15 protein-coding genes are annotated in these 22600 nt (G+C 47.4%); 6 read left to right on the forward strand and 9 right to left on the reverse strand.

Annotated elements, in window-relative coordinates:
• Window positions 1–94 precede the first annotated feature (94 nt).
• Entirely contained in the window at window positions 95–2236 is a 2142-nt protein-coding gene (locus M0Q51_01400; GenBank protein ID MCK9398635.1) for a hypothetical protein, read from the forward strand.
• 44 nt (window positions 2237–2280) lie between these two features.
• Here the strand turns inward: M0Q51_01400 and M0Q51_01405 are convergent, their stop codons facing one another.
• Window positions 2281–3831: a carboxypeptidase-like regulatory domain-containing protein gene (locus M0Q51_01405; protein ID MCK9398636.1), complete on the reverse strand. Its 1551-nt coding sequence runs from the start codon at window positions 3829–3831 to the stop codon at window positions 2281–2283.
• A gap of 415 nt (window positions 3832–4246) precedes the next feature.
• Between M0Q51_01405 and M0Q51_01410 the strand changes: the two genes are divergently transcribed.
• The 3 genes from M0Q51_01410 to polA all read left to right on the forward strand — a co-directional run bounded on the left by M0Q51_01410 (window position 4247) and on the right by polA (window position 11259).
• Window positions 4247–5992: a family 43 glycosylhydrolase gene (locus tag M0Q51_01410; GenBank protein MCK9398637.1), complete on the forward strand. Its 1746-nt coding sequence runs from the start codon at window positions 4247–4249 to the stop codon at window positions 5990–5992.
• Window positions 5993–6021: 29 nt separating this feature from the next.
• On the forward strand, window positions 6022–8319 hold the full coding sequence (bglX, locus tag M0Q51_01415) for a beta-glucosidase BglX (protein MCK9398638.1): 2298 nt from the start codon (window positions 6022–6024) through the stop codon (window positions 8317–8319).
• 144 nt (window positions 8320–8463) lie between these two features.
• Complete coding sequence (polA, locus tag M0Q51_01420; protein MCK9398639.1) at window positions 8464–11259, forward strand: DNA polymerase I; 2796 nt, start codon at window positions 8464–8466, stop codon at window positions 11257–11259.
• Between the two features lie 72 nt (window positions 11260–11331).
• On the opposite strand, the gene M0Q51_01425 is transcribed toward polA, so the two are convergent.
• Window positions 11332–11694 carry a four helix bundle protein gene (locus M0Q51_01425; GenBank protein MCK9398640.1) on the reverse strand — a complete coding sequence of 121 codons (363 nt, stop codon included), beginning with the start codon at window positions 11692–11694 and terminating at the stop codon, window positions 11332–11334.
• Between the two features lie 127 nt (window positions 11695–11821).
• Here M0Q51_01425 and M0Q51_01430 point away from each other — a divergent pair, with 127 nt between their 5' ends.
• Both M0Q51_01430 and M0Q51_01435 read left to right on the forward strand, forming a co-directional pair.
• A complete protein-coding gene (locus M0Q51_01430) occupies window positions 11822–12934 on the forward strand; it encodes an ROK family protein (GenBank protein MCK9398641.1) in 1113 nt (370 codons plus the stop codon).
• The gene (locus M0Q51_01435) at window positions 12931–13776 is read left to right on the forward strand and encodes an MBL fold metallo-hydrolase (protein MCK9398642.1); all 846 of its coding nucleotides are present in this window, start codon (window positions 12931–12933) and stop codon (window positions 13774–13776) included. The genes M0Q51_01430 and M0Q51_01435 overlap by 4 nt, the downstream gene beginning before the upstream one ends.
• Before the next feature lie 63 nt (window positions 13777–13839).
• On the opposite strand, the gene M0Q51_01440 is transcribed toward M0Q51_01435, so the two are convergent.
• From M0Q51_01440 to M0Q51_01470, 7 genes are all read right to left on the reverse strand, one after another.
• A complete protein-coding gene (locus M0Q51_01440; GenBank protein ID MCK9398643.1) occupies window positions 13840–16038 on the reverse strand; it encodes an elongation factor G in 2199 nt (732 codons plus the stop codon).
• Between the two features lie 116 nt (window positions 16039–16154).
• Window positions 16155–17144: an adenosine kinase gene (locus M0Q51_01445; GenBank protein ID MCK9398644.1), complete on the reverse strand. Its 990-nt coding sequence runs from the start codon at window positions 17142–17144 to the stop codon at window positions 16155–16157.
• A 55-nt stretch (window positions 17145–17199) separates the two neighbouring features.
• Window positions 17200–19575, reverse strand: coding sequence for a TonB-dependent receptor (locus tag M0Q51_01450; GenBank protein MCK9398645.1), 2376 nt, complete (start codon window positions 19573–19575; stop codon window positions 17200–17202).
• A gap of 9 nt (window positions 19576–19584) precedes the next feature.
• A complete protein-coding gene (locus M0Q51_01455) occupies window positions 19585–19950 on the reverse strand; it encodes a hypothetical protein (GenBank protein MCK9398646.1) in 366 nt (121 codons plus the stop codon).
• A gap of 6 nt (window positions 19951–19956) precedes the next feature.
• Window positions 19957–21222: a cobalamin-dependent protein gene (locus M0Q51_01460; protein ID MCK9398647.1), complete on the reverse strand. Its 1266-nt coding sequence runs from the start codon at window positions 21220–21222 to the stop codon at window positions 19957–19959.
• Between the two features lie 2 nt (window positions 21223–21224).
• Window positions 21225–22304 carry a sulfotransferase gene (locus M0Q51_01465; protein ID MCK9398648.1) on the reverse strand — a complete coding sequence of 360 codons (1080 nt, stop codon included), beginning with the start codon at window positions 22302–22304 and terminating at the stop codon, window positions 21225–21227.
• A 12-nt stretch (window positions 22305–22316) separates the two neighbouring features.
• Complete coding sequence (locus tag M0Q51_01470; GenBank protein MCK9398649.1) at window positions 22317–22595, reverse strand: phosphopantetheine-binding protein; 279 nt, start codon at window positions 22593–22595, stop codon at window positions 22317–22319.
• Window positions 22596–22600: the final 5 nt, after the last annotated feature.

Below are 22600 nucleotides of genomic sequence, written 5' to 3' on the forward strand. Positions count from 1 at the left end.
AGTGCGTTGATTATCAACCAAATAACTTTAGTGTATTTTAGTGTTTTAGTGATTTAGTGGCAGAAAATGGACTTTTTATAACAATATTTGACCTATGTTAAGGAAAACAGTGCTCCTATTATATTTGTGCACTTCGCTCTCAGCGACATCACAGGAGTACGATTACATCTACACATTTTTTGGCAACAGTGCCATGCCTGGTGATTATTTTTTCAGTCATACGACCTGCAGCGGCGGTTCGACTATTAAAAATACTGTTGGCAGGCTTCCGGTAAGTGAAGAGATATTTCATACGCCGGGAAATTCCCTTGAATTGCAATACCGGAATGTCGCCGGAGGTGATTGGAAAGCAGTTATATACCACCAGGATAAACGTGGAATGGATCACTTTAAGAAACCGGTATTTTTATCATTGTGGATATTCAAACCTTCTGAAAAAACTTCTGAAAATGAATGGCCACAACTGCAATTCATGAGAAAAGACAGCAGCCTTTCCGCCGCTTATACTTTCACTTCAATTAAAGCTGACCAATGGCAATGTGTTCTGGTCCCTTTGGATCAATTTGACAATATTGATGCGGATCATCCTGAAAATACCATCGCCGTTGTTTTCTCCCAAAATAATGATACAGGCAATAGCACGCATACCCTTTTTATTGATGATATTGAGTTTTTGCCTGATGGCCCTTCCGATGCAATCTCTTTGGCCCCGGTAATCATGTCTGCCAAAGGTTACGCCATGCATGTGGATATTTCATGGGAAAAGATTACCGATTCAACTATTCACCTGGTAAAAATATACCGTTCTGAAAATGGGGTGGGCTATCATGCAGTTGGAATTCAGCAGCCTTACATAAACCGTTATATGGATTTTACAGGCGAGACAGGGAAAAACTATTCATACAGGATTTCTTTTCTGAACATCCATTTCGAAGAGGCCAGCCTGTCTTCCCCGGTCTTGGCTGCAACAAAGCCGCTGAGCGACGAGGAATTGCTGACGATGGTGCAGGAAGCTTCCTTCCGGTATTACTGGGAAGGCGCAGAACCCAACAGCGGACTGGCACGGGAAAATATTCCGGGACGGCACAATATGATTGCCACCGGGGCATCCGGTTTTGGGATCATGGCGTTGATCGTGGGTACGGAAAGAAAATTTATTACCAGGGAAGAATCCATACAACGTTTTATCCAAATTCTCAATTTTCTTGAGAGAGCTGAAACTTTCCATGGCGTATATCCCCATTTTATTGATGGCCTGAGTGGCAAAGTCGAACCATTTTTTGGCAGAAGGGATAATGGCGCTGACCTTGTGGAAACCTCTTTTCTGCTTCAGGGATTATTAGCCGCAAGGCAATATTTCTCAGGAGATAATGACCAGGAAAAGCTGATCAGGGATAAAATAACCAATATCTGGGAAAAAGCCGAATGGGATTGGTTCAGGCGTTATCCCGAAAGTAAATTTCTATACTGGCATTGGTCGCCGGATCAGGAGTGGGTGATCAATCACAGGCTGATCGGCTGGAATGAGACCATGGTGGTTTATTTGCTGGCTATCGCCTCACCTACCCATCCGGTCCCTGCGGAAATGTACTACACCGGCTGGGCCAACCAGGACAATACGGGTAAAAATTACCGTTCAAACTGGGGACAGAACAACGATGGATCGAAGTACACCAATGGCAACATTTATTTTGGGATCAAACTGGATGTGGGCGTATCCAACGGCGGCCCGCTATTCTTTACCCATTATTCCTACATGGGCTACGATCCTCATTTTATTACTGACAAATACACAAACTATTTTACTAACAATCAGAGTATTGCAAAAATCAATTTCAGCTATTGTGTATCGAATCCAAACCAGTTTAAAGGCTATGGCGAAAATGCCTGGGGACTCACCGCCAGCGATGGCCCGTATGATTATTCCGCGGACGAGCCTATGCCCGGGCGGGATATCGGTAAACTGGCGCCCACGGGGGCAATCAGCTCCTTTCCTTACACACCTGAGGAATCCATGAAAGCATTAAAGAACTATTATTACAACTATGGCAGGTTTTTATGGGGAGAATACGGTTTCAAAGACGCATTTGACTTGACCGGTAACTGGTGCTCTGAAATTTACATGGGGCTTAACCAGGCGCCCATGACGGTGATGATCGAAAATTACCGCACCGGCCTGGTGTGGAAGATGTTCATGCAGGATTCGGAGGTTCAGGAGGGATTAGAGAAACTTTAATTGTCGTTTGTCAATTCCGCATTGTCGATGGTCGAAGGATTGAATCATTCATTAAAATTAACATCTTGTTTTTTATATTCTTTCATTTGCCTGGTAGGTTCTATAATTGAGAATCCGCTCCATAATTTATCGTCAAATTGATCAACATATATCACATCCATGTATTCCTGCTGTTTAAAATCTTCATATAGACTGTCAGAAATTTCCCTGTCATCAAGAACATAATATTCAATCGAATTTTCAGATCTGACAGAGATATCCATTTCAATATCAAAATCCATAAGTTCCTTATCGAAGAGCACTCTTTTTCTCTTCTTTGATATTTCCAGGTTTCTGTTCACGCTGACTTTTGTACCGGCTTTCTTAGAGAAATACTTCAATATATAATTACTGCCTTTCTTCTCAAAATAGATTGATCCGCTAAACTGAGTTTCTGTATATCCAATACCAAGGAGATGTACATCATGGCCAATTTTGCCCGGGGCATATTCATAATCAGCTCGGATTAAGGCAAAAGTATTCACAGAGATATACATTCTGCCAACATAAAGCCCGTTATCCTCCGGCTTGAAATCTATGATATATACATCTTCTCCATTAAAGCTGGTACCACCGGTAAGCGAATATGTGTATCGGCCTGTTTCGTGCAAGAATTCCCATTGGTTCTTATTATCCAATAAACTATAGCCGAGGTGAGATTCGATACCACGACCAAAATACGATAGCTTCCTTTTATTCTCGTCAAGCGTATCTTTAACAGGTTCAGGATTTTCAGGAGTTTTATCAATTTTTTGGCTGAAAATTCCGCTTTTGAATTTCCAATACTCATTCTCTTCCGTGGTGGTAAAGAGATTCTCAAAAATCGTATCAAATTGTTCAAGCTCATCAATATCTTTCTCTTTAAGTGAAACTGTTCTGATAGGATCAACCTTAAGCTTGACTGAATCTTCCTGGTTTTTTGTAATGTAAATATTTCCCAGGAAATCTGTATACGAAGTAGTATGCTTTGGAATTTTTTCTTCAAACAATTGTAACGCTTCCCTATTCAACTCAGGGATCGTGCTTTTTTTATAATTGAGGCTGAATGAATCAAAATCTGCAATATCTCTTTCCCGGATAAATGTTTGCCTGACACAGGTCGTTTGTTGATAATTCGATTCTTTATTCTTTAGTACTTTTTTAACAATTGATACCGGATCAGGGGGGTTGCCAAAGATTAGAGTTTCACTTAAATTATAGATTTCTTCTTTCAAATAAATAACCGAAGAAGTGTCTAACTGACCAATAAGTACTTTTTTGGATTTATAACCAATGTATTGAAAACATATGGTGTCGGTTTTATCCGGATCTGAAATATCTATTGAGAAATAGCCATTCTCGTTGCTAATTGCACCTTCACTTTTATGCAAAACATATATATTGGCATAAGGAAGAGCTGTTTGCTTATCTATGTCAAGAACTAATCCCTTTAGTTCCTTGTTAGCAAAGCGACTTTTATTGGTTTCAATAATTGTTGAGTCTTGTGTTGTCTGCGCATGACCGTTAGCAACTAATAATAATGTAAAAAGTATTGACAATAAATATGGTCCTTTCATATTATCTTTTGTGTCAAGGTATAAAAACCTATTGAATTCAAAATTACACAATTGGTATACTTAATCCGCGGTCATCTGCAAAAATCCGCGGGAATGCGACGGATTTACGCGGATAATTTAATTTCTAATGTGGTTTGCATCAATCGAAGCTTAAATGATCGTGAGTTAGCTGCACTGCTTATATATTGATATCACCCAACCGATTTTCTTTGTTCCCAATCTCGAACCAATTCACTAAATTTGAAAATCAGAAAAGGACCTATTAACCTCAAACAGGATAATATGAAGCTAATCTCATTTTCATGGTTAAGATGGTGAAATGAATGAGTTGACCGTAAATGATCAGTCTAATCCAAGCAGAACAGAGACCATAAAAAGCTGGAAATAATCAAATCTTATACTAGAATATTCAAAAATGAAGAGACTCAAAAAATACCTTCTGACATGTCTGCTTCTGGTAATTGCATTGCACGCCGGGGCGCAGCAAAAGACCTGTTGTAATCCCGTAAACATCGACTATGGTTACACACCGATCCCTAATTTCAGCGAATGGGGGAAGCACCGGGCAACAGCCGATCCGGTGATAGTCAATTACAAGGGTGACTATTTTTTGTTCTCGACCAATCAATGGGGATATTGGTGGAGCAGCGATATGGTACAGTGGAATTTCGTTCCCAGGAAATTTCTGCGCCCCTGGAATGAAGGTTACGATGAACTTTGTGCCCCGGCCGTGGGAATCATCGGCGATACCATGCTGGTGTTCGGATCAACTTACACCAGCAGTTTTACGATCTGGATGAGTACCCATCCCAAAACAGATGACTGGCATCCCCTGGTGGATTCCTTCGCTATAGGAGGTTGGGACCCGGCTTTCTTCACTGATGACGACGGCCGGTTTTATATGTACAATGGGAGCAGTAACCAGTATCCGCTTTTTGGAGTCGAGCTTGACAGGAAAACCATGCAACCCCTGACAACCCGCAAAGAGATGTATATCCTTGAATCCTGGCGTTATGGCTGGCAACGTTTTGGGGAAAACATGGACGACACCTTCCTCGATCCGTTTATAGAAGGGGCCTGGATGACGAAAAACAATGGGAAATATTATCTCCAGTATGGCGCTCCCGGAACGGAATTCAGTGGTTATGCCGACGGTGTGATTATCGGGGACAGTCCCCTTGGACCATTCGTACCACAATCGATGCCCTTCAGCTGCAAACCCGGTGGATTTGCCCGTGGTGCAGGACATGGGGCCACTTTTCAGGATAACTGGAGCAATTACTGGCATGTTTCAACCATTGCGATTTCCGTTAAAAACAATTTTGAGAGGCGGATCGGCATCTGGCCTGCCGGTTTCGATGCTGATGGTGTGATGTATTGTAATACGGCCTTCGGGGATTATCCGGCTTATCTGCCAACCGGTGAAGCAGACCATCTGAAAAGCCGGTTTACAGGCTGGATGCTCCTGAATTACCAGAAACCGGTCGCCGTTTCTTCAACTTATGGCCAGTATGCTGCCAACTTTGCCGTGGATGAAAGTATCAAAACATACTGGTCCGCTGCCACCAGCAATGAAAATGAGTGGATTCAGTCCGATCTGGGTGCCTTTTCCACCGTAATGGCAATCCAAATCAATTATGCCGATCAGGATGCGGAATTTCTTGGCAAATCCCTGGGAGTGTATCATCAATATAAGATCTTTGAATCAGCCGATGGAAAAAAATGGAACCTGCTGGTCGACAAAAGCGGTAATAAAACCGATGTGCCACACGACTATGTGGAATTGGCCAAACCTGTCAAAACCCGTTACCTCAAACTGGTGAACATCCACATGCCCACCGGCAAATTTGCCATCAGTGGATTTCGTATCTTTGGCCATGGATCGGGAGAAAAACCGGAGACTGTCAAAGAATTTCTTGTTCTCCGAACCGAGAAAGACAAACGCAGTGCCTGGCTGAGATGGAGTCCGGTTGACAATGCCTATGGCTACAACATCTACATGGGAACCGAACCAGGTAAATTGTACAATTCCATCATGGTTTACAGTGCCAACGAATACTGGCTCAAATCAATGGACAGGGAAAAAATGTATTACTTTACAATTGAAGCGATTAACGAAAACGGGGTAAGTGTTACCACCCCAATCATAAAATCAGAATAACCTGAATTAATCAATAAATTTACCATATCATGAAATCTAAATTATTTTTTCTGACAGCCTTCATTGCGTTGAGCCTCCTGGTCGCATGTACCCAAAAAACAGAGGTTCCAGCCGACCAGAAGATGAACGTTTTTATTGATGAATTGATGAAAAAGATGACCCTGCAGGAAAAGATCGGCCAGTTGAACCTGCCCGCTTCAGAGGATATTGTCACGGGCCAGGCTTCCAGTTCCGATATCGGGGAAAAAATCAAAGAGGGTAAAGTCGGTGGGCTATTGAACATCAGATCGGTTGAAAAGATTCGCGAGGTGCAAAAAGTAGCCGTTGAAGAAAGCCGCCTCAAGATCCCCCTCATTTTCGGGATGGACGTCATACACGGCTACAGGACCGTTTTTCCTATACCGCTTGGGTTAGCCAGCAGCTTTGACATGGCATTGATTGAGCAAAGTGCACGCATTGCCGCAGTGGAAGCCAGCGCCGACGGTATTTGCTGGAACTTCTCCCCGATGGTCGATATTGCCCGTGATCCCCGTTGGGGCCGGATTGCCGAAGGCGCAGGGGAGGATGCCTACCTTGGCTCCCGTGTTGCAGAAGCCTTCGTTCGAGGGTACCAGGGCGATGATCTGTCGAAAAACAATACCATCATGGCTTGTGTCAAGCACTTCGCATTATATGGCGCTGCTGAGGCCGGACGTGATTACAATACAACCGACATGAGCCGTATCCGGATGTACAATGAGTATCTTCCGCCTTATCATGCTGCCATTAAAGCCGGCGCAGGCAGCGTGATGACTTCATTCAATGAAATTGACGGGATTCCCGCCTCGGGAAACAAATGGCTTATGACGGACCTGTTGCGCGATCAATGGGGATTCAGCGGTTTTGTGGTAACCGATTACACCGCCATCAATGAAATGACCGTTCATGGCATGGGGGATCTGCAGACCGTTTCAGCCATGGCCTTAAGTGCCGGAATTGACATGGACATGGTTGGGGAAGGCTTCCTGACCACTTTGGAAAAGTCCCTGGAAGAAGGCAAAATTACCCGCGTCCAGATCGATCAGGCCTGTCGTCGGATACTGGAGGCTAAATATAAACTCGGCCTGTTCGAAGATCCTTACCGGTATTGTGATTTGGACCGCGCCAAATCGGAAATTTTTACCGAAGAACACAACCGGGTTGCCCGCGAAATCGCTGCCCAGACTTTCGTATTGTTAAAAAACGAAAACCAGGTCTTGCCTCTGGAGAAAAAAGGGAAAATTGCCCTGGTCGGACCCCTGGCCGACAATAAGTGGAATATGGCCGGGATGTGGAGCGTAGCTGTTGATCATACTCAATCTATTTCAGTGCTGCAGGGATTTAAGGATGCTGTGGGAGACCAGGCTGAGATCATTTATACCATAGGAAGCAATATTGTGGATAATCCGGATCTGGATCGTTGGAGCAGTACTTGGGGAAAGCCACCCATTGATACCAGCCGCTCCCCTGAGGAATTGAGGGAAGAAGCTGTCTCGGTGGCTTCAACGTGCGATGTAGTGGTCGCCGTGATGGGCGAGGCCGCAGAAATGAGCGGTGAAAGCTCCAGCCGATCAGATATTTCTCTGCCAGGAAGCCAGAAAGAACTGCTGGAGGCGCTGCTGAAAACAGGAAAGCCGGTTGTCCTGGTGCTTTTCACCGGAAGGCCGCTGGCCATGAGCTGGGAACACGAAAATATTCCGGCCATTCTGAATGTCTGGTTTGGCGGCACCCAGTCCGGTAACGCCATCGCGGATGTTATTTTCGGAAAGGTCAATCCTTCCGGCAAACTGCCTTCTACATTCCCCCAGAATGTCGGACAGGTTCCCATTTTCTACAACCATAAAAATACCGGGCGGCCTCTTCCCGAAGGAGAGTGGTACCAAAAATACCGCTCCAATTACCTGGATGTAACCAACGAGCCCCTCTATCCCTTCGGATATGGATTGAGCTATACCCGGTTTACCTATGGGGACCTTGACCTGGATAAAACGCAACTAACCGGTAATCAGACATTGACGGCAAGCATCAGCCTCACCAATGCAGGCAAATATAATGGTGCCGAAGTGGTCCAGCTTTACATCCGCGACATGATAGGCAGCATCACCCGGCCGGTCAAAGAGCTTAAGGGTTTTCAAAAGGTGTTCCTGAAAGCCGGCGAAACCAAAACAATTACTTTCACCATAACCCCGGAAGATCTGAAATTCTACAACTATGACCTCAAATATGATTGGGAACCGGGTGACTTCGTCATTATGGTGGGAGGTAATTCAAGGGATGTTAAGTCAGCCAATATCAACTGGGTGAAATGATCCCAATTTATGGGTAACTTTACATTATAGAAGACAGAAGTCAGAAGTCAGAAGACGACTAATGGCAACCTTATGACTATCTAATGAATATTTAATAAGCAAATTCCCGAACTTAAACCTTAAAACTTAAACCTCAACACTTACATGGAATCCCGCCTCTTCCTCCTCGATGCTATGGCCCTGATCTACCGGGCCTACTTCGCCTTAAATAAAAATCCCAGGATCAATTCTAAAGGGTTGAATACCTCGGCAATATTAGGATTTGCCAATACGCTGTATGATATCCTGAAAAATGAAAAACCCAGGTATATCGGTGTGGCTTTCGACACCTTTGCCCCTACCCTGCGCGCCGTGGAATTCACCGCATACAAAGCCCACCGTGAAGCGATGCCGGAAGATATTGTCACCTCGCTGCCCTATATTCGCCGGCTGATCGAGGGATTTAACATTCCTATACTTGAGAAGGAAGGCTATGAAGCCGATGATATCATCGGTACCCTGGCCATAAAAGCACAGCAAAAGGACTTCACAACCTTTATGGTTACTTCCGATAAGGATTTCGGGCAGCTGGTCACCGATAAGATATTCATCTATAAACCCCCACGGTTGGGAAACCAGGCAGAGATACTCGGTGTGGAAGAGGTTTGCCGCCGTTACCAGATCGAACGTCCTGAACAGCTGATCGATATCCTGGGGCTTTGGGGCGATGCATCCGATAATATACCGGGTATACCGGGCATCGGGGAGAAAAGAGCCATCGAATTTATTCAACAGTATGGCAGTGTGGAAAACCTGCTGGCAAATACGGATAAGCTGCAGGGTAAGATGAGGGAGAATGTCGAAGCTTTTGCCGAGCAGGGACTTCTCTCCAAGAAGCTGGCTACCATCATGCTGGATGTACCGGTGGAGTTCGAAGAAGACCGGCTGATCCTCGATAAGCCTCACACAGAATCCCTCAAAGAGCTTTTCGACGAACTTGAGTTTCGCACTTTTGCCAAAAGGGTTTTTACAGACATCTCGGTGCAGGAGCATGATCAGGAAGCCGGGTCACAGACAGCACAACCGGCACGGCATGACCTGTTCAGCGCCCTCTCAACCGGGGAGAACGGGACTCCATCCCACGACAGAAACACCGTGAGGGATTTAAAAGCTGATTATCACCTGGTAAATACCGCCGAACAGCGGATAGCATTGGTCGAACGCCTGAAGCAGGAAAAATCTTTCTGTTTTGATACGGAAACCACCGGCCTGGATCCAAACAATGCCGAACTCGTCGGGATTTCTTTCGCATTCAAACCAAAGGAAGCCTTTTTTGTCATCATGCCTGAAAATTACCAGTCAAGCCTTGAGATCGTCAGGCAGTTCAAACCTTTTTTCGAGGATAAAAGTATTTCTAAAACAGGCCAAAACCTGAAATATGATATCGCTATCCTGAAATGGTATGAGGTTGAAGTGAAAGGCAAGCTCTTCGATACTATGCTGGCACATTACCTGATCGAGCCCGATATGCGCCATAACATGGATTACCTCGCAGAAACTTATTTGAATTACAAAACCATCCACATCGATGAACTGATTGGCAAGAAGGGTAAAAATCAGCTTACCATGCGGTCGGTCATGCCCGATTTGATTGCTGAATATGCTTGCGAAGATGCCGATATTACCCTTCAGCTCAGGCATAAGTTTGATCCTTTGCTCGACCAGGGCGGATTGCGGAAGCTCTTTGATGAGATCGAGATCCCGCTGGTCCCGGTCCTTGCTTCTATGGAAGCCGAAGGGGTGATGCTCGATACCGAAGCGCTGAAGGAATACTCCATCCAGTTGGGAAAAGAAGTCGTTGAAGTGGAGAAACAGATTTTCGATCTGGCCGGGCAGACGTTTAACATTTCCTCGCCCAAGCAGCTCGGTGAGATTTTGTTTGAGAAACTGCGGATAACCGATAAGCCTTCCCGCACTGCAACCAAGCAATATTCAACCGGTGAGGAAATACTGGTGAAATTGCTTTACCGCCACCCGATCGTCCAGCTTATCCTTGATTACCGCTCCCTTACCAAGCTGAAATCGACCTATGTCGACACCCTCCCGGAACTGATCAGCCCGCGTGACCGAAGGATACACACTTCTTACAACCAGGCCGTGGCCGCTACAGGAAGGCTGAGTTCCAACAACCCGAACATGCAGAACATTCCGATCCGGACCGAAAGGGGCCGTGAGATCCGTAAAGCCTTTGTCCCTCGTAATAAGGACTATATAATGCTTTCAGCCGACTACTCGCAGATCGAATTGCGGATCATCGCCGAACTTAGTGAGGACACGAATATGCTGGAGGCATTCCGGAACGGTATTGATATTCACACTGCTACGGCCGCCAAGGTCTATGGCCTGCCATTAAAAGAAGTTACTTCTGAAATGAGGAGGAACGCTAAAATGGTCAACTTCGGCATAATTTACGGCATTTCTGCCTTCGGGTTGTCTGAACGGCTTAACATACCCCGGCGGGAAGCTGCCGATATCATCGAGGCTTACTTCCGGCAATACCCGGGCATCAAACAATACATGGAAAAAACCATAGTCTTTGCCCGTGAACACGGTTACGTAGAAACCGTCAAGGGCCGGCGCCGCCACCTTCGTGATATCAATTCGGGAAACGCCGTCGTGCGCGGTTTTGCCGAACGCAACGCCATCAACGCCCCGATTCAGGGTTCTTCCGCCGACATGATCAAGATCGCCATGATCAGGATCTATGATGAATTCAATCACCTTAAGCTGAAAAGCAGGATGATCCTCCAGGTCCATGACGAATTGGTGTTCGATGTACACCGTTCAGAACTGGAAATAGTCAAGCCAATCATCCAGGACAACATGCAGCAGGCTATCCCGATGAGTGTGCCGATTTTGGTGGAGATGAATACAGGGGAGAATTGGCTGGAGGCCCATTGAGGGCATGGAGGCATGGGGGCATGGGGGCATGGAGGCATGGAGGCATGGAAGCATGGAAGCATGGAACTTCAATTAATTTGTTATAAGACGTTTTCTGAAGTAGTAAATTTTTGCACTCAGGTTTTTAAATAAAATTAGCATTTTGTCCATATAATCCTGGCTAATAATTCCATACTCATGAAGAAGTATGATAATATTTGCACATTCAAAGGTTGATCGTCTGGCTATATTCAGATAATTGGCAAAGTCTTTTTTAGTTGCTGATCCTGATCCTTCAGCAATATTGTTAGAGATGCTGAGAGAAGCCCTTAACAATTGATCTGATAGAGAATAATAATTATCCCTTCGCAGTTTTTCTGCTAGAACAAAACACTCCCTGGAAACAGGTACAGATTCTTTCCAGATTTCTAAATCCTGAAATCTAAAACTCACCATTTTTTCTATATTTATCCTGAAAAAATTAAAATATACCCGGTATTATTAAAATTATATTTTCCCCTAATTTTCCACGCTTCCATGCTCCCATGCCCCCATGCTTTTATTTTTTTCATATTTTTACTTCATGAACCTACAAAAAGACCATCGAATTGTGATGACGCTGGACGCCGGCGGGACGAATTTCGTTTTCAACGCCGTCCGTGGGGGGGAAGAATTGTTTGAGCCTCACCGGATCAAAGCTAAAGGAAACACCCTCGAAGAGGTGCTGAATAAGATCATCAGCGGGTTTAGCAGCGTTAAAGGGGCGCTGGATGAAAAACCGGTAGCCATCAGTTTCTGCTTCCCCGGTCCGGCCGACTATCCGCGCGGCATCATCGGTGACCTTGAAAACCTGCCGACCTTCCGTGGCGGTGTTGCATTGAAAGATATGCTGGAAGAAAAATTCGGCATTCCGGTATTCATCAATAATGATGGTGACCTTTTTGCCTATGGCGAAGCAATCGGCGGGATACTCCCGGAAATTAACGCCAGGCTTGAAACCGCCGGAAACCCAAAGAGATACCACAACCTTTTCGGGGTCACGTTCGGTACCGGTTTCGGGGGAGGCATCGTCAGCAACGGGCAGTTGTTCATTGGCGATAACTCGGCCGGCGGCGAGGTGAACCGCATGCGCAACAAGCTTTACCCGGCGACCAGCGCGGAAGACAGTACTGCCATCCGTGGCGTCCGACGTGTTTACGCGCGTGAAGCCGGGATTCCTTTCGATGAAGCCCCAAATCCAAAGGAAATCCAGGATATGGTCCTGGGAACCCTTGATGGGAATCGTAAAGCTGCCTTGAAAGCATGGGAAGAAATGGCCATCGTTGCCGGCGACACCCTTGCCAATGCTATCACTCTCATCGACGGTATTATAGTCATTGGTGGCGGGCTGGCCGGGGCTTACCAGGTATTCCTGCAACAATTGGTGGATGAAATGAATGCGAATTTTCACTCGATCGATGGGCATAACCTTCCGCGCCTTGAAATTACAGTACTGAACCTGGAAAATCCGCTGGAAATGGCTAAATTCCTTGAAAACCAGTCGCGGGAAATAAAAGTTCCTTTAAGCAAGCGGGTTGTCAATTATAATCCAAGCCGTTACATCGGCGTCGGCGTAACTAAGTTGGGCACTTCCCGGGCTGTCTCCATCGGATCGTACGCTTATGCCCTGACGAAACTGGAAAAATCATATCAATGAAACTCTTTCCCATCGAAACCGGCAACCTCAAACTCGACGGCGGTGCCATGTTCGGCGTGGTGCCCAAAACCTTATGGTCGAAAGTCTATCCTGCCGACGAAAACAACCTTTGCAACTGGGCCATGAGATGCCTGCTGGTAGTTGACGGTGACCGGAAAATATTGATCGACAATGGAATCGGCGACAAGCAGGACTGGAACTTCCTCCGGCATTATTACCTCAATGGTAAAGACACCCTTGAAAGTTCACTGGCAAAAGCCGGTTGCACAAAAGAAGACATTACCGACGTGATCCTCACCCATCTCCACTTCGATCATTGCGGCGGGAGTATTGCTTGGAACCACGAGCGAACCGGCTATACACTGGCATTCCCGAATGCAACTTATTGGGTCAGTCGCCAGCAATACGGATGGGCCGTGGAGTCCAATCATCGCGAAACCGCTTCTTACCTGAAGGAAAACATCCTGCCGATTGAGGAAAGCGGACATCTTAAACTGATTGAGGAAGAAGGAGATATCCTCCCGAATATCTCCATAAAACTTTACAACGGCCATACGGAGGGACAAGCTATACCGCATATCAGGTATAACGGAAAAACAATCGTCTTCATGGCCGACCTGCTCCCTTCCACGGCCCATGTCCCTATGCCCTGGATCATGGCTTACGATACCCGCCCGCTCGACACACTAAAGGATAAGGAAAGGTTTTATAAAGAAGCTGTGGAAAACGATTATATCCTCTTTTTAGAGCACGACCTGTATAATGAGTGCTGTACTCTTCAAAAGACAGATAAAGGAATTAAGGTCAGGGATACTTTTTCACTTGAAGACATTAATGGCTGAAATTGAGGTGTAACCACAAAGAAGTCCCCAACTTAAAATTTAAAATTTAAAACTGTAAATCTGCTAGTCTTCCTCTTTCTCTTTCTCTTCGTAATCCTTCAACAGCTTATCCTGGATTTCGCCTGGCACCGGTCCGTATTCGGCGAATTTCATAGTGTAGCTGGCGCGGCCGCTGGTGAGTGAGCTAAGCGCGGTGGAGTAGCGGTTCAATTCTGCCAGGGGCACCCTGGCACGGATAATCGAGCCTTCCATGCCCATGATGATGGCACGGCGGCCCTGTAAATCGGTCATGACGCCACCCATTTTATCTGCCGGAACGAAAACTTCCACATCGTAAATCGGTTCGAGGATCTTTGGACTGGCTTCCTTGAAGGCCATGCTGAATGCGGTACGTCCGGCGAGTCTGAAGGAAATTTCATTGGAGTCGACCGGGTGCATCTTGCCATCATATACGTAAACCCTGATGTCGCGGGCATAGGAACCCGTGAGTGGGCCCTGCTCCATGCGTTCCATGATCCCTTTCTGGATGGCAGGCAGGAAGCGGGAGTCGATGGAACCTCCGACGATACAGTTGTAAAATATCAGCTTTCCACCCCATTCCATCTGGATTTCATCTTTTCCCCTGACGGAAACGGAAAATTCCGATTCACCCTTTGAGATGGTGAGCGGTGTAACCGATGACTGCCGCATGGTTTGTTTGAGCTTGAACCCTGTGGCATCAGGTTTTCCTTCTTCATGCGGTTCTATGACCAGGTGGACTTCACCGAACTGGCCGGCGCCACCCGACTGCTTTTTATGCTGGTAGGTAGCCTGGGCAACCCGGGTGATGGTTTCACGATAAGGGATGCGCGGTGGCAGATAGCTCACCTGGATCTTGATGTTGTTTTCAAGATGCCATTTGGCTATGTTCAGGTGCAATTCGCCCTGTCCTTCAAGGATAAGCTGACGCAACTCTTTTTTATATCCGGAAATGATGGTCTGATCCATCTTGTGCAACTCATTCAGCGCCATACCCAGCTTCTCGTCGTCAGCCTGGTTGACAGCTTTGACCGCTACCCTGAACTTGGAGTCGGGATACTCGATAGGCGGGATCCTTTCATCCGAGAATTTCGGCACGTTAAGCGTATGGTTTGTCAGCGTGTTTTTCAGCTTGATGGTAGCACCGATATCACCGGCAACCATCTTGTCGACCTTCTCACGGTTCTTACCGGCGAAGGCATAAACCTGGGAAATCCTTTCCTTGGTTGAGTTGGTGCCGTTGATCATGTCCTCGGCTTCCTTGATCTCGCCGCCATAGATCTTGAAGAAGCTCACTTCGCCAAGGTGCGGTTCAATGGAGGTTTTAAAGACGAAAGCGATGGCCGGATCGGTCGGCTTGCAGGACATTTCCCTTCCTGAGAGGGTTTTAATGGCCGGCATTTCGTTCGGGGCGGAAACGTTGTTGATGATGAATTCCATTAGTCGTCCCACGCCCATATTCTGCTTGGCGTTTATACAAAGCACCGGGAAGATGCCGCGGTTACGCAAGCCAAGGCGCAACCCTTTAAACATTTCCTCTTCAGTCAGCGTACCGTTCTCGAAAAAAGCTTCCATCAGTGTTTCATCGTTAGCGGCCAGGTCTTCGATCAGTTTGGCCTGCAGTTCTTCGGCCTTGCCCTTTTCATTGGCAGGAATATCGAGGATTTCTGCTTTTCCGGTTCCTTCAGGGTACTTGTACATTTTCATCTTCAGCAGGTCGATGATGGAATTAAAGCCATGTCCTGTATTCAGAGGATATTGGCACACAGCTATTCCACCGCTGAACGATTGCTTAAGCTGGTTTACGGTATCGTCGAAATTGGAGTTGTCATGCTCGAGATGATTGATGGCAAAGATCACCGATTTGTGCAATTTCGCACACAGGCGCCAGGTCGTTTCTGTCCCGGGTTCCACCCCGTTCTGGGCATTGACCACAGATATGGCCGCATCAACAACTTTCAATGCTGAGATTACTTCACCGACGAAATCATCGAAACCCGGGGTATCGATAATGTTGATCTTGTAGTTGTTGTAAAGTGAGTATAGGACAGAAGAATAAACTGAGTTCTGACGCTCAATTTCGATATCGCGATAGTCAGATACCGTGTTTTTGTCTTCGATGGATCCCCTGCGGTTGATCACGCCACCTTCGAAGAGCATATCTTCGGCCAGGGTGGTTTTCCCGGTTTTAGCACCGCCGATCAAAGCGATGTTCCTGATCTCGTTGGTTTGAAATACCTTCATTTTCTAATATATTCTGAATGATTACAAGTTAGTTTCCGAATGAGGGTCGCAAAAGTATAAAAAAGCGGGGAATATTCAAAGGGAGGGATGAAAAAAGTAAATTGGCAACTGTCCAACTAAAAATCGCTCAAAGCTACTTTATTCACCATTTGCTTCACAGCCAGCCATTGTGTGTCATTCAGCTTCGGTCCGATCACTTCTATAACCTTCCCGGCGAGGATGGCGCCGATGCGGCCGCATTTGTCGAGGGGAAAACCTTGTGCCATGCCGTAAAGAAACCCGGACGCGTACAGGTCGCCTGCGCCGGTGGTGTCGATGCTGTTGACATCGATAATGCCGATGCTGACCTGGTCTTTACCGCTCCGGATCAATGAGCCTTCTTTCCCGATTTTGATAACGGCGATCTCGCACAACTCCGCCAGTTTCTCCACTGCCGCAAGCGGTTCCTGGCCCGTGAGGCTGCGGGCTTCGTCTTCGTTGGCAAAGACGATGTCGACATATTTCCTAAGCATTTTTTCGAGGAAATCCCGATTCTGGTCAACTACATTATAGCTGGCCATGTCCAGCGATATCTTCATGCCATTTTCACGGGCAAGTTTCAGGGCAGCTTCAAGGAGGGCATGGTTTTGGACGATATAACCTTCAATGTGGAAGAAATCATATTGGGTAAAGAACTCCTGAGACAGATCATGATGATTCAGTTCGACGGCAGCGCCGAGGTAGGTGGCGAAGGTCCGCTCCGTATCCGGGCTGATCAGGGCTATGGCACGTCCGGTTTCCATATGGCTCTGGCTTAAGTGCGCATTGATGCCGGCGCTCACCATATCATCATGGAATACTTTTCCCATCTCGTCTGTCCCTATCTTCCCGATGAAGCCGGTTTCCATACGCATATTAGCCAGTCCGTGTATGGTATTCGCGGCTGAGCCGCCGGAGCGGACCGTTTTTTGAAGGTGAATCGTTTCATCGTAAATTTTACGGGATCTGACGGCATCCACCAGAATCATGCTCCCTTTGGGAAGCCCGAATTGGAGGAGATAATCGTCATGGTCCAGCCGGGTCATGATATCTACCAGCGCGTTTCCCATTCCTAATAATTTCGCCATCAGCTTTCCTTATGAATAGATCAGGGGGCAAAGTTACAATTTCCGGGCAAATGGATCAGAATTGTATTCTCCAGGTGGCCATCGGATAGAATCCCATTGAAAAAACCTGCACAATTTCCCCAGTAACCACATCAATACGGTATTGGTCGATGTTGGTATAGTTGCTCCGGTATTGCAGGTCGAACAGGAGCATGATGTTGGCATGTTTGACATTCCTGCGGTAGCCAATCCTCAGGCTGCCCCGGATGAAGTCGTCGAAGCGGACACTGTAAGCATTCTCCCAGTCGTAAACCACCTGTCCTTCAGCAACTGTCTTTTCCGGATCAAAGGGAAGATAGGGTCTTCCCCCGGTCCAGGTAGCCCGGAGTCCAAGAATGAAGAATTGGTTCTTCAGTCTTCCAAAGGGCAGTTCGTAACCTCCAACCGCGTTGAAAACATACCGGTTATCAAACGCTGTGGTGCGCTCCACATCGTCATAGCCCCGGTAGTAGGACCTGTACAGTGATGCTGTAAAGAGAAAATAATAGTTCCTGTGCAGGAAACGCTCCAGGGTCAGGTCGAGGCCATAGTTAGAACCACTGCCCCGGCTGACCAGGCTGTCGTATCGCAGGATATAGTATTCAATACCCTCATTCAGCACGGAATACTGTGGAATGCTTTCTTTGACCGGGATCTGGTAAAGATACTGGTAATAGGCCTCTGCCTTAAAACGCATGTATTCCATGATCAAATAGTCATATCCTAATACCGCATGCATACTTCGCATGAAGTCCAGGTCCAGGTTGGTCATGACATACTGCCCTTCGGATACAGGCGACTGGGTGAAGTACATCATGGCCGGGACCATCTGGCTGTGCAGGCCGAAGCCGCCACTGAGCGAACTCACCGGTGTGAGATCCCATTTCAGGCTTAGCCTGGGCTCCAGTGCGAACGAGTTGTTCAGGGTAAAGTATTGGAAATGTCCGCCAAGCGAGGAGGTCACTTTCGGACCGAAACGGTGCTGGAATCCGGCATAGGCCCTGAAAAGTCCCGTGTTCTGATCAGCGTCTGTGTCATAGATATAGTTGCGATGCACATACTGGCTGTCGATAAAACTGACCATATACAAATCATAACTGATCCCGGCATCCAGGCTGCTCCTCGAACTGAATTTCTTCCTCATGTGGAAAGAGGCGGATGCTTTGTTCTCCCGTGACCTTTCCCCCGCCCAGTGGAACGGTTTTACGGAAGTAAGATCAAATGTATCGATGGTAGTTTCGATACCGGAGGTCATGAAAGATAAAAAACTCTGGAAACGGGTGTTTTCGTTGACGAAATAAATATGAGAAAGTCCGAGGGAGGCAAGACGGGAACTGGACAGGAGATCTTCGCCGTGGCCGGTGAAAAGCCATTTTTTCGGGTCTTTATTGGAATCTTTCAGGCTTATGCTGCTGAACCCTCCCAATCCGGTCACAGTGAAAATCCCGGCCTTTTTTGTCGGAAAGTGAAGCTTGAACGACAGGTCCTGGTAGTTGGCGCTTTCTTTCAATTTCACGCCGATGGCTTCTAATAATCCGGTGAAGGAGTATCTGTAGGAGGCAAGATAGGAGGAATTGTTTCCTTTTCTGAACGGCCCTTCCAGTCCGAATTCCAGGCCGTTGAAGCTCAACTCCCCCCAGTACTCCCGGCTGATTGAATTCCCGTTGCGCAGGTGAATGTCGAAGATGCCGCTGAGGGCGTTACCGTATTCAGCAGGAAAAGCTCCGGTAAGAAAGTCGGAATTGGCAAGCAGGTTTGTATTCAGGATGGTGACCGGGCCCCCCGTAGTACCCGTGGCCCCGAAGTGGTTCGGGTTGAGTATCTCCATGCCGTCGATCCGGTACTTCAGGCTGTAAGGTGAGTTGCCGCGGATGATGATGTCGTTGCGGTTATCGCGGGTGCTCACCACCCCGGCGTAATTCGCCGCCATGCGCGCCGGATCCCCGTAGCTTCCGGCATACCGGCTGGTTTCATCGATGGTGAAGGAACGTGCGCTGATGAGTGCCATCGGGTTTACCGGCTGGTCTTTCCGCTGTTGCGCAATGATCTCCACCTCCCGGCCCTGGATGGGGATTTCCTCCATTTCAATCTTCAGCACCAGCTCCTTTCCAGCCGTAACCATCTGGTTATCAAGGATGATGGTCCTGTATCCGATATAACTGATTTGTATGCGGTGCCTGCCGGTTGGAACATTGGTGATGATGAAGCTTCCTTCCTGGTCGGTGGAGGAGCCCATTACCGGATCAGTTGTGAGCACAGTGACATTGGCCCCGGGCAGCGACGACTGCGACGTCTTATCCACCACGGTCCCATGGATAGACTGCATCGGCATCTCCTGGGCAAAGAGTTGTCCCTGGATGAATATCAGGAGGATTGAAATACTAAATTTGGTAAGTGACCTGTTGGATATCATATTTCCAAATTACTTCATTTCCAAATTAAACTCCTCCAACTTCTCCCACGCTAAACTGACAAATTTTTCCCCGTCCCAATTCATCCTTGCGCGATAAAAGGTCTCGGCGAAAAATGCATACCGGGAACTCCGTTCGGGGTTTCGCACTATAAAAGTGGCTGTCTCCGGGGCGATGTTGTATTTTTTGACGATTTCTCCGGCCAGGATTTCGATCATATCCGTCACAGAGCTGCCTGGGTTGGATTCATAAAGTTCGGTAAGGATTATCAGTGCAGCAGGATCATTTCTCCTGATCATGATCCCGCAGTGAGATGGCATCTCCCATTTCCCGGCGAAATGAAAGATATCCGCGACGTATTTCTGCTGATTATCCATGATCCATCATCGCTCGATGAATTTTCCAAAACTCATTTTCGCCAGGTCCCTCCGTGGCATACGGTAAGTGCCTTGCCGCCGCTCCTTTTCGATCACCCGCATGATCAGTTTGAACATCTTCTGCTCCTGGGTTTCGTGCTGGTAGAACTTCTCCCAGGCATAGAAGTAAAGCTCCTGCAACCGGTCCGGCGACATATGCAGTGGCTGGAACACTACCTTGCCGGCGTTGTAATTGTTCCAGTCACGATCGATAATGCGGCCATCGCGTTCCATGTCGTCCCATACCTTCGTATGCCGGAAGGGTGTCAATACGGTGAATTCAGCGAGGTCCAGGTCAACTTCAAGCAGGAAATCGATCAACCGCAGGATGTCGTCTTCCGTCTGATTGTCCATCCCTAAAAGGACGGTGGCCTCTACCGCAATGCCAAAATCGTGGTAACGCCGGATCCTGTTGCGGATGTAATCCGAATCGTCGATCACGGCCTGGTAAACATACCAGGCTCCTGCCTGCGCGGCAAGCTCAAGAATTTCCGGATCATCATCAATCGTATGGCTGCACCAGTTCTTTTTGAAAGGGATCATCATCCGGAATAGCTCTTTCTCCCATTCCTTATCCTGTGCCAGGGAATTGTCGACCAGGAAAAGCCGGTTGTTCTCTATTGCGTCCAGTTCCTCGGCGACTTTATCGAATGGGCGTGGCCTGAATTGGCGCCCGCCCAAAAATGAAGCGGCACATGGATAACAACTGAAACGGCATCCACGGGATGCCTGGAACAGGTCCACCATCCGGATACCCTTATGATAGTAAAGATCATCGTTCAGAATGCTGCGCCTTGCCGGGCCGATCAGAGAAACATCCGGAGGATGAGGGAGGTAGTTATAAAGTTTTTTGAGCTGTTCTTCCCGGAAATCGTCCAAAACCGCCTCCATCCTTCCTTCTGCCTCACCGAGAAAAACGCTGTCAGCATGCTCTATGGTCTCTTCAGCATGCAGCATGGTGGCCACCCCGCCGAAAATGACCTTCACCCCGCGGCTGCGGTACTCATCTGCAATTTCCCAGCCTCTGCGTATCTGTGCGGTGATCATGACCGAAATGCCCACCAGGTCTGCCGGATCATCATAGCTGAACGATTGCAGGTTTTCGTCGATGAAATCAATGGTCACTTCATCCGGTAGTGTTGCAGCAAAGGCAGCAGGGCCGAGGGGAGGCAGGATAAAGGGTGTCTGGCTCTCAAGTTTGGTCCATTTGGGATATATCAGTCGGAAGATCATCGTTAAGGTTTGTAATGGTAGTGTTCAAATTGCTTTTTCATCATATGATATACCTGCGCTTTTTGGGCATCATCAAAATTATAGGAATTTTTTTTGAAATCCCTTGTCTTTTCTATAAAAGATCGGATACGGCCCTCCAAATTGCCGGTGAACTCCAGTCCAAGGGCCTTGTATATCCCTTTTACCTCTGCCACAGGATCCGTTTCCAGAGCCTCATAACTTATTTCACAATATCTTGCGTCCGGAAGTGCGGCCAGGTCTCGTTCAATCACCGAATAAAACTTTATCAGCCCTTCGGTGATCTCCTTCAGTTCAGGAAAGTACGGCTTGCCTTTCAACTGGTTATCCCTGGCCATAACTTTCCAGAGATGCAGCGAAGAGGCCACCACTTTGTACGGATGGCGGTGAAGATGGATGAACCTTGCCCTGGGAAAGGTCTCGCAGAGAAAGGGAATACGCAGGGAATGTGCCGGGTTTTTCAGCAGCACGATTCTTCCGGAATCCCGGCGGATTTTGGTGTAAAAAGCCGTTAATTGCCCCTTCCACATCTCCTTCTTTTCTTCTTCAGGGTTAAAATCCTTAAAATCATTGATGAAATACCCGGGTTCCCCGGGAAAAATAATTTTCAGCAACGGTGAGTCAAGGGTAAGCTTCACTAAAGCAAATTCATCCTCCTGGGCATCATCAAAGCCCAGCCTCACATTGTCCATCGGCCGTTTGCCGATCAGCGCCCCCATGATGGGCCGGAAATATCGTTCCGACACCAGGAAACTCTCAGGGAAGACGGCCTGGAAGAAAGTAGGGGTGACGAACTGTTTATCCAGGGCGAGAATCTGGTGCAGGAACGTGGAGCCGGTGCGCCAATGACCGATGATGATCACCGGATCATCCGGCACCGTGCAGGATTTTAGCTTTTCACCATAAACCTTTTTTTCGCGCATGGCGTGGAACGAAGCCCAGAAAGCATTCTGAAGGATAAAAAGCAATCTTCCGATGTTCCGGGGTGAAGGGGTGAAACCGTGCTTCCGCAATAATGTCATGAGTGGTCCCATGCGGATGCCGGTGAGGATGTAGGAATGCATGCAGCCGTATGGTCAGAGCCCTTTTTCTTTGATCAGGAATTCGGCGATGCTGTCAATGGATTCAAGGACATTGCGTGCAACATTCTGGTCGGCGATACGCACCTGGTACTTCTCCTGGATAGCCATCACGAGTTCAATTCCGTCGATGGAATCCAGGTTCAGGATATTTTCTGCTGAGAACAGCGGCACGGAGTCCGGCACTTGTTCCGCACGAATATTTTTGATATTCAGTGTCTGGATGATGAGTTCCTTGATCTCCGTTTTCAACAATGTGGTCTCTACAGCCGTCATTTATC

This window comes from Bacteroidales bacterium, from assembly GCA_023229505.1.
Classification (GTDB): domain Bacteria; phylum Bacteroidota; class Bacteroidia; order Bacteroidales; family JAGOPY01; genus JAGOPY01.

What these genes read in the sequence shown, in the direction of transcription:
- M0Q51_01400 (MCK9398635.1), top strand. Translation starts at nt 95, where the DNA reads ATGTTAAGGAAAACAGTGCTCCTATTATATTTGTGCACTTCGCTCTCA.
- M0Q51_01405 (MCK9398636.1), bottom strand. Translation starts at nt 3,831, where the DNA reads ATGAAAGGACCATATTTATTGTCAATACTTTTTACATTATTATTAGTT.
- M0Q51_01410 (MCK9398637.1), top strand. Translation starts at nt 4,247, where the DNA reads ATGAAGAGACTCAAAAAATACCTTCTGACATGTCTGCTTCTGGTAATT.
- bglX (MCK9398638.1), top strand. Translation starts at nt 6,022, where the DNA reads ATGAAATCTAAATTATTTTTTCTGACAGCCTTCATTGCGTTGAGCCTC.
- polA (MCK9398639.1), top strand. Translation starts at nt 8,464, where the DNA reads ATGGAATCCCGCCTCTTCCTCCTCGATGCTATGGCCCTGATCTACCGG.
- M0Q51_01425 (MCK9398640.1), bottom strand. Translation starts at nt 11,694, where the DNA reads ATGGTGAGTTTTAGATTTCAGGATTTAGAAATCTGGAAAGAATCTGTA.
- M0Q51_01430 (MCK9398641.1), top strand. Translation starts at nt 11,822, where the DNA reads ATGAACCTACAAAAAGACCATCGAATTGTGATGACGCTGGACGCCGGC.
- M0Q51_01435 (MCK9398642.1), top strand. Translation starts at nt 12,931, where the DNA reads ATGAAACTCTTTCCCATCGAAACCGGCAACCTCAAACTCGACGGCGGT.
- M0Q51_01440 (MCK9398643.1), bottom strand. Translation starts at nt 16,038, where the DNA reads ATGAAGGTATTTCAAACCAACGAGATCAGGAACATCGCTTTGATCGGC.
- M0Q51_01445 (MCK9398644.1), bottom strand. Translation starts at nt 17,144, where the DNA reads ATGGCGAAATTATTAGGAATGGGAAACGCGCTGGTAGATATCATGACC.
- M0Q51_01450 (MCK9398645.1), bottom strand. Translation starts at nt 19,575, where the DNA reads ATGATATCCAACAGGTCACTTACCAAATTTAGTATTTCAATCCTCCTG.
- M0Q51_01455 (MCK9398646.1), bottom strand. Translation starts at nt 19,950, where the DNA reads ATGGATAATCAGCAGAAATACGTCGCGGATATCTTTCATTTCGCCGGG.
- M0Q51_01460 (MCK9398647.1), bottom strand. Translation starts at nt 21,222, where the DNA reads ATGATCTTCCGACTGATATATCCCAAATGGACCAAACTTGAGAGCCAG.
- M0Q51_01465 (MCK9398648.1), bottom strand. Translation starts at nt 22,304, where the DNA reads ATGCATTCCTACATCCTCACCGGCATCCGCATGGGACCACTCATGACA.
- M0Q51_01470 (MCK9398649.1), bottom strand. Translation starts at nt 22,595, where the DNA reads ATGACGGCTGTAGAGACCACATTGTTGAAAACGGAGATCAAGGAACTC.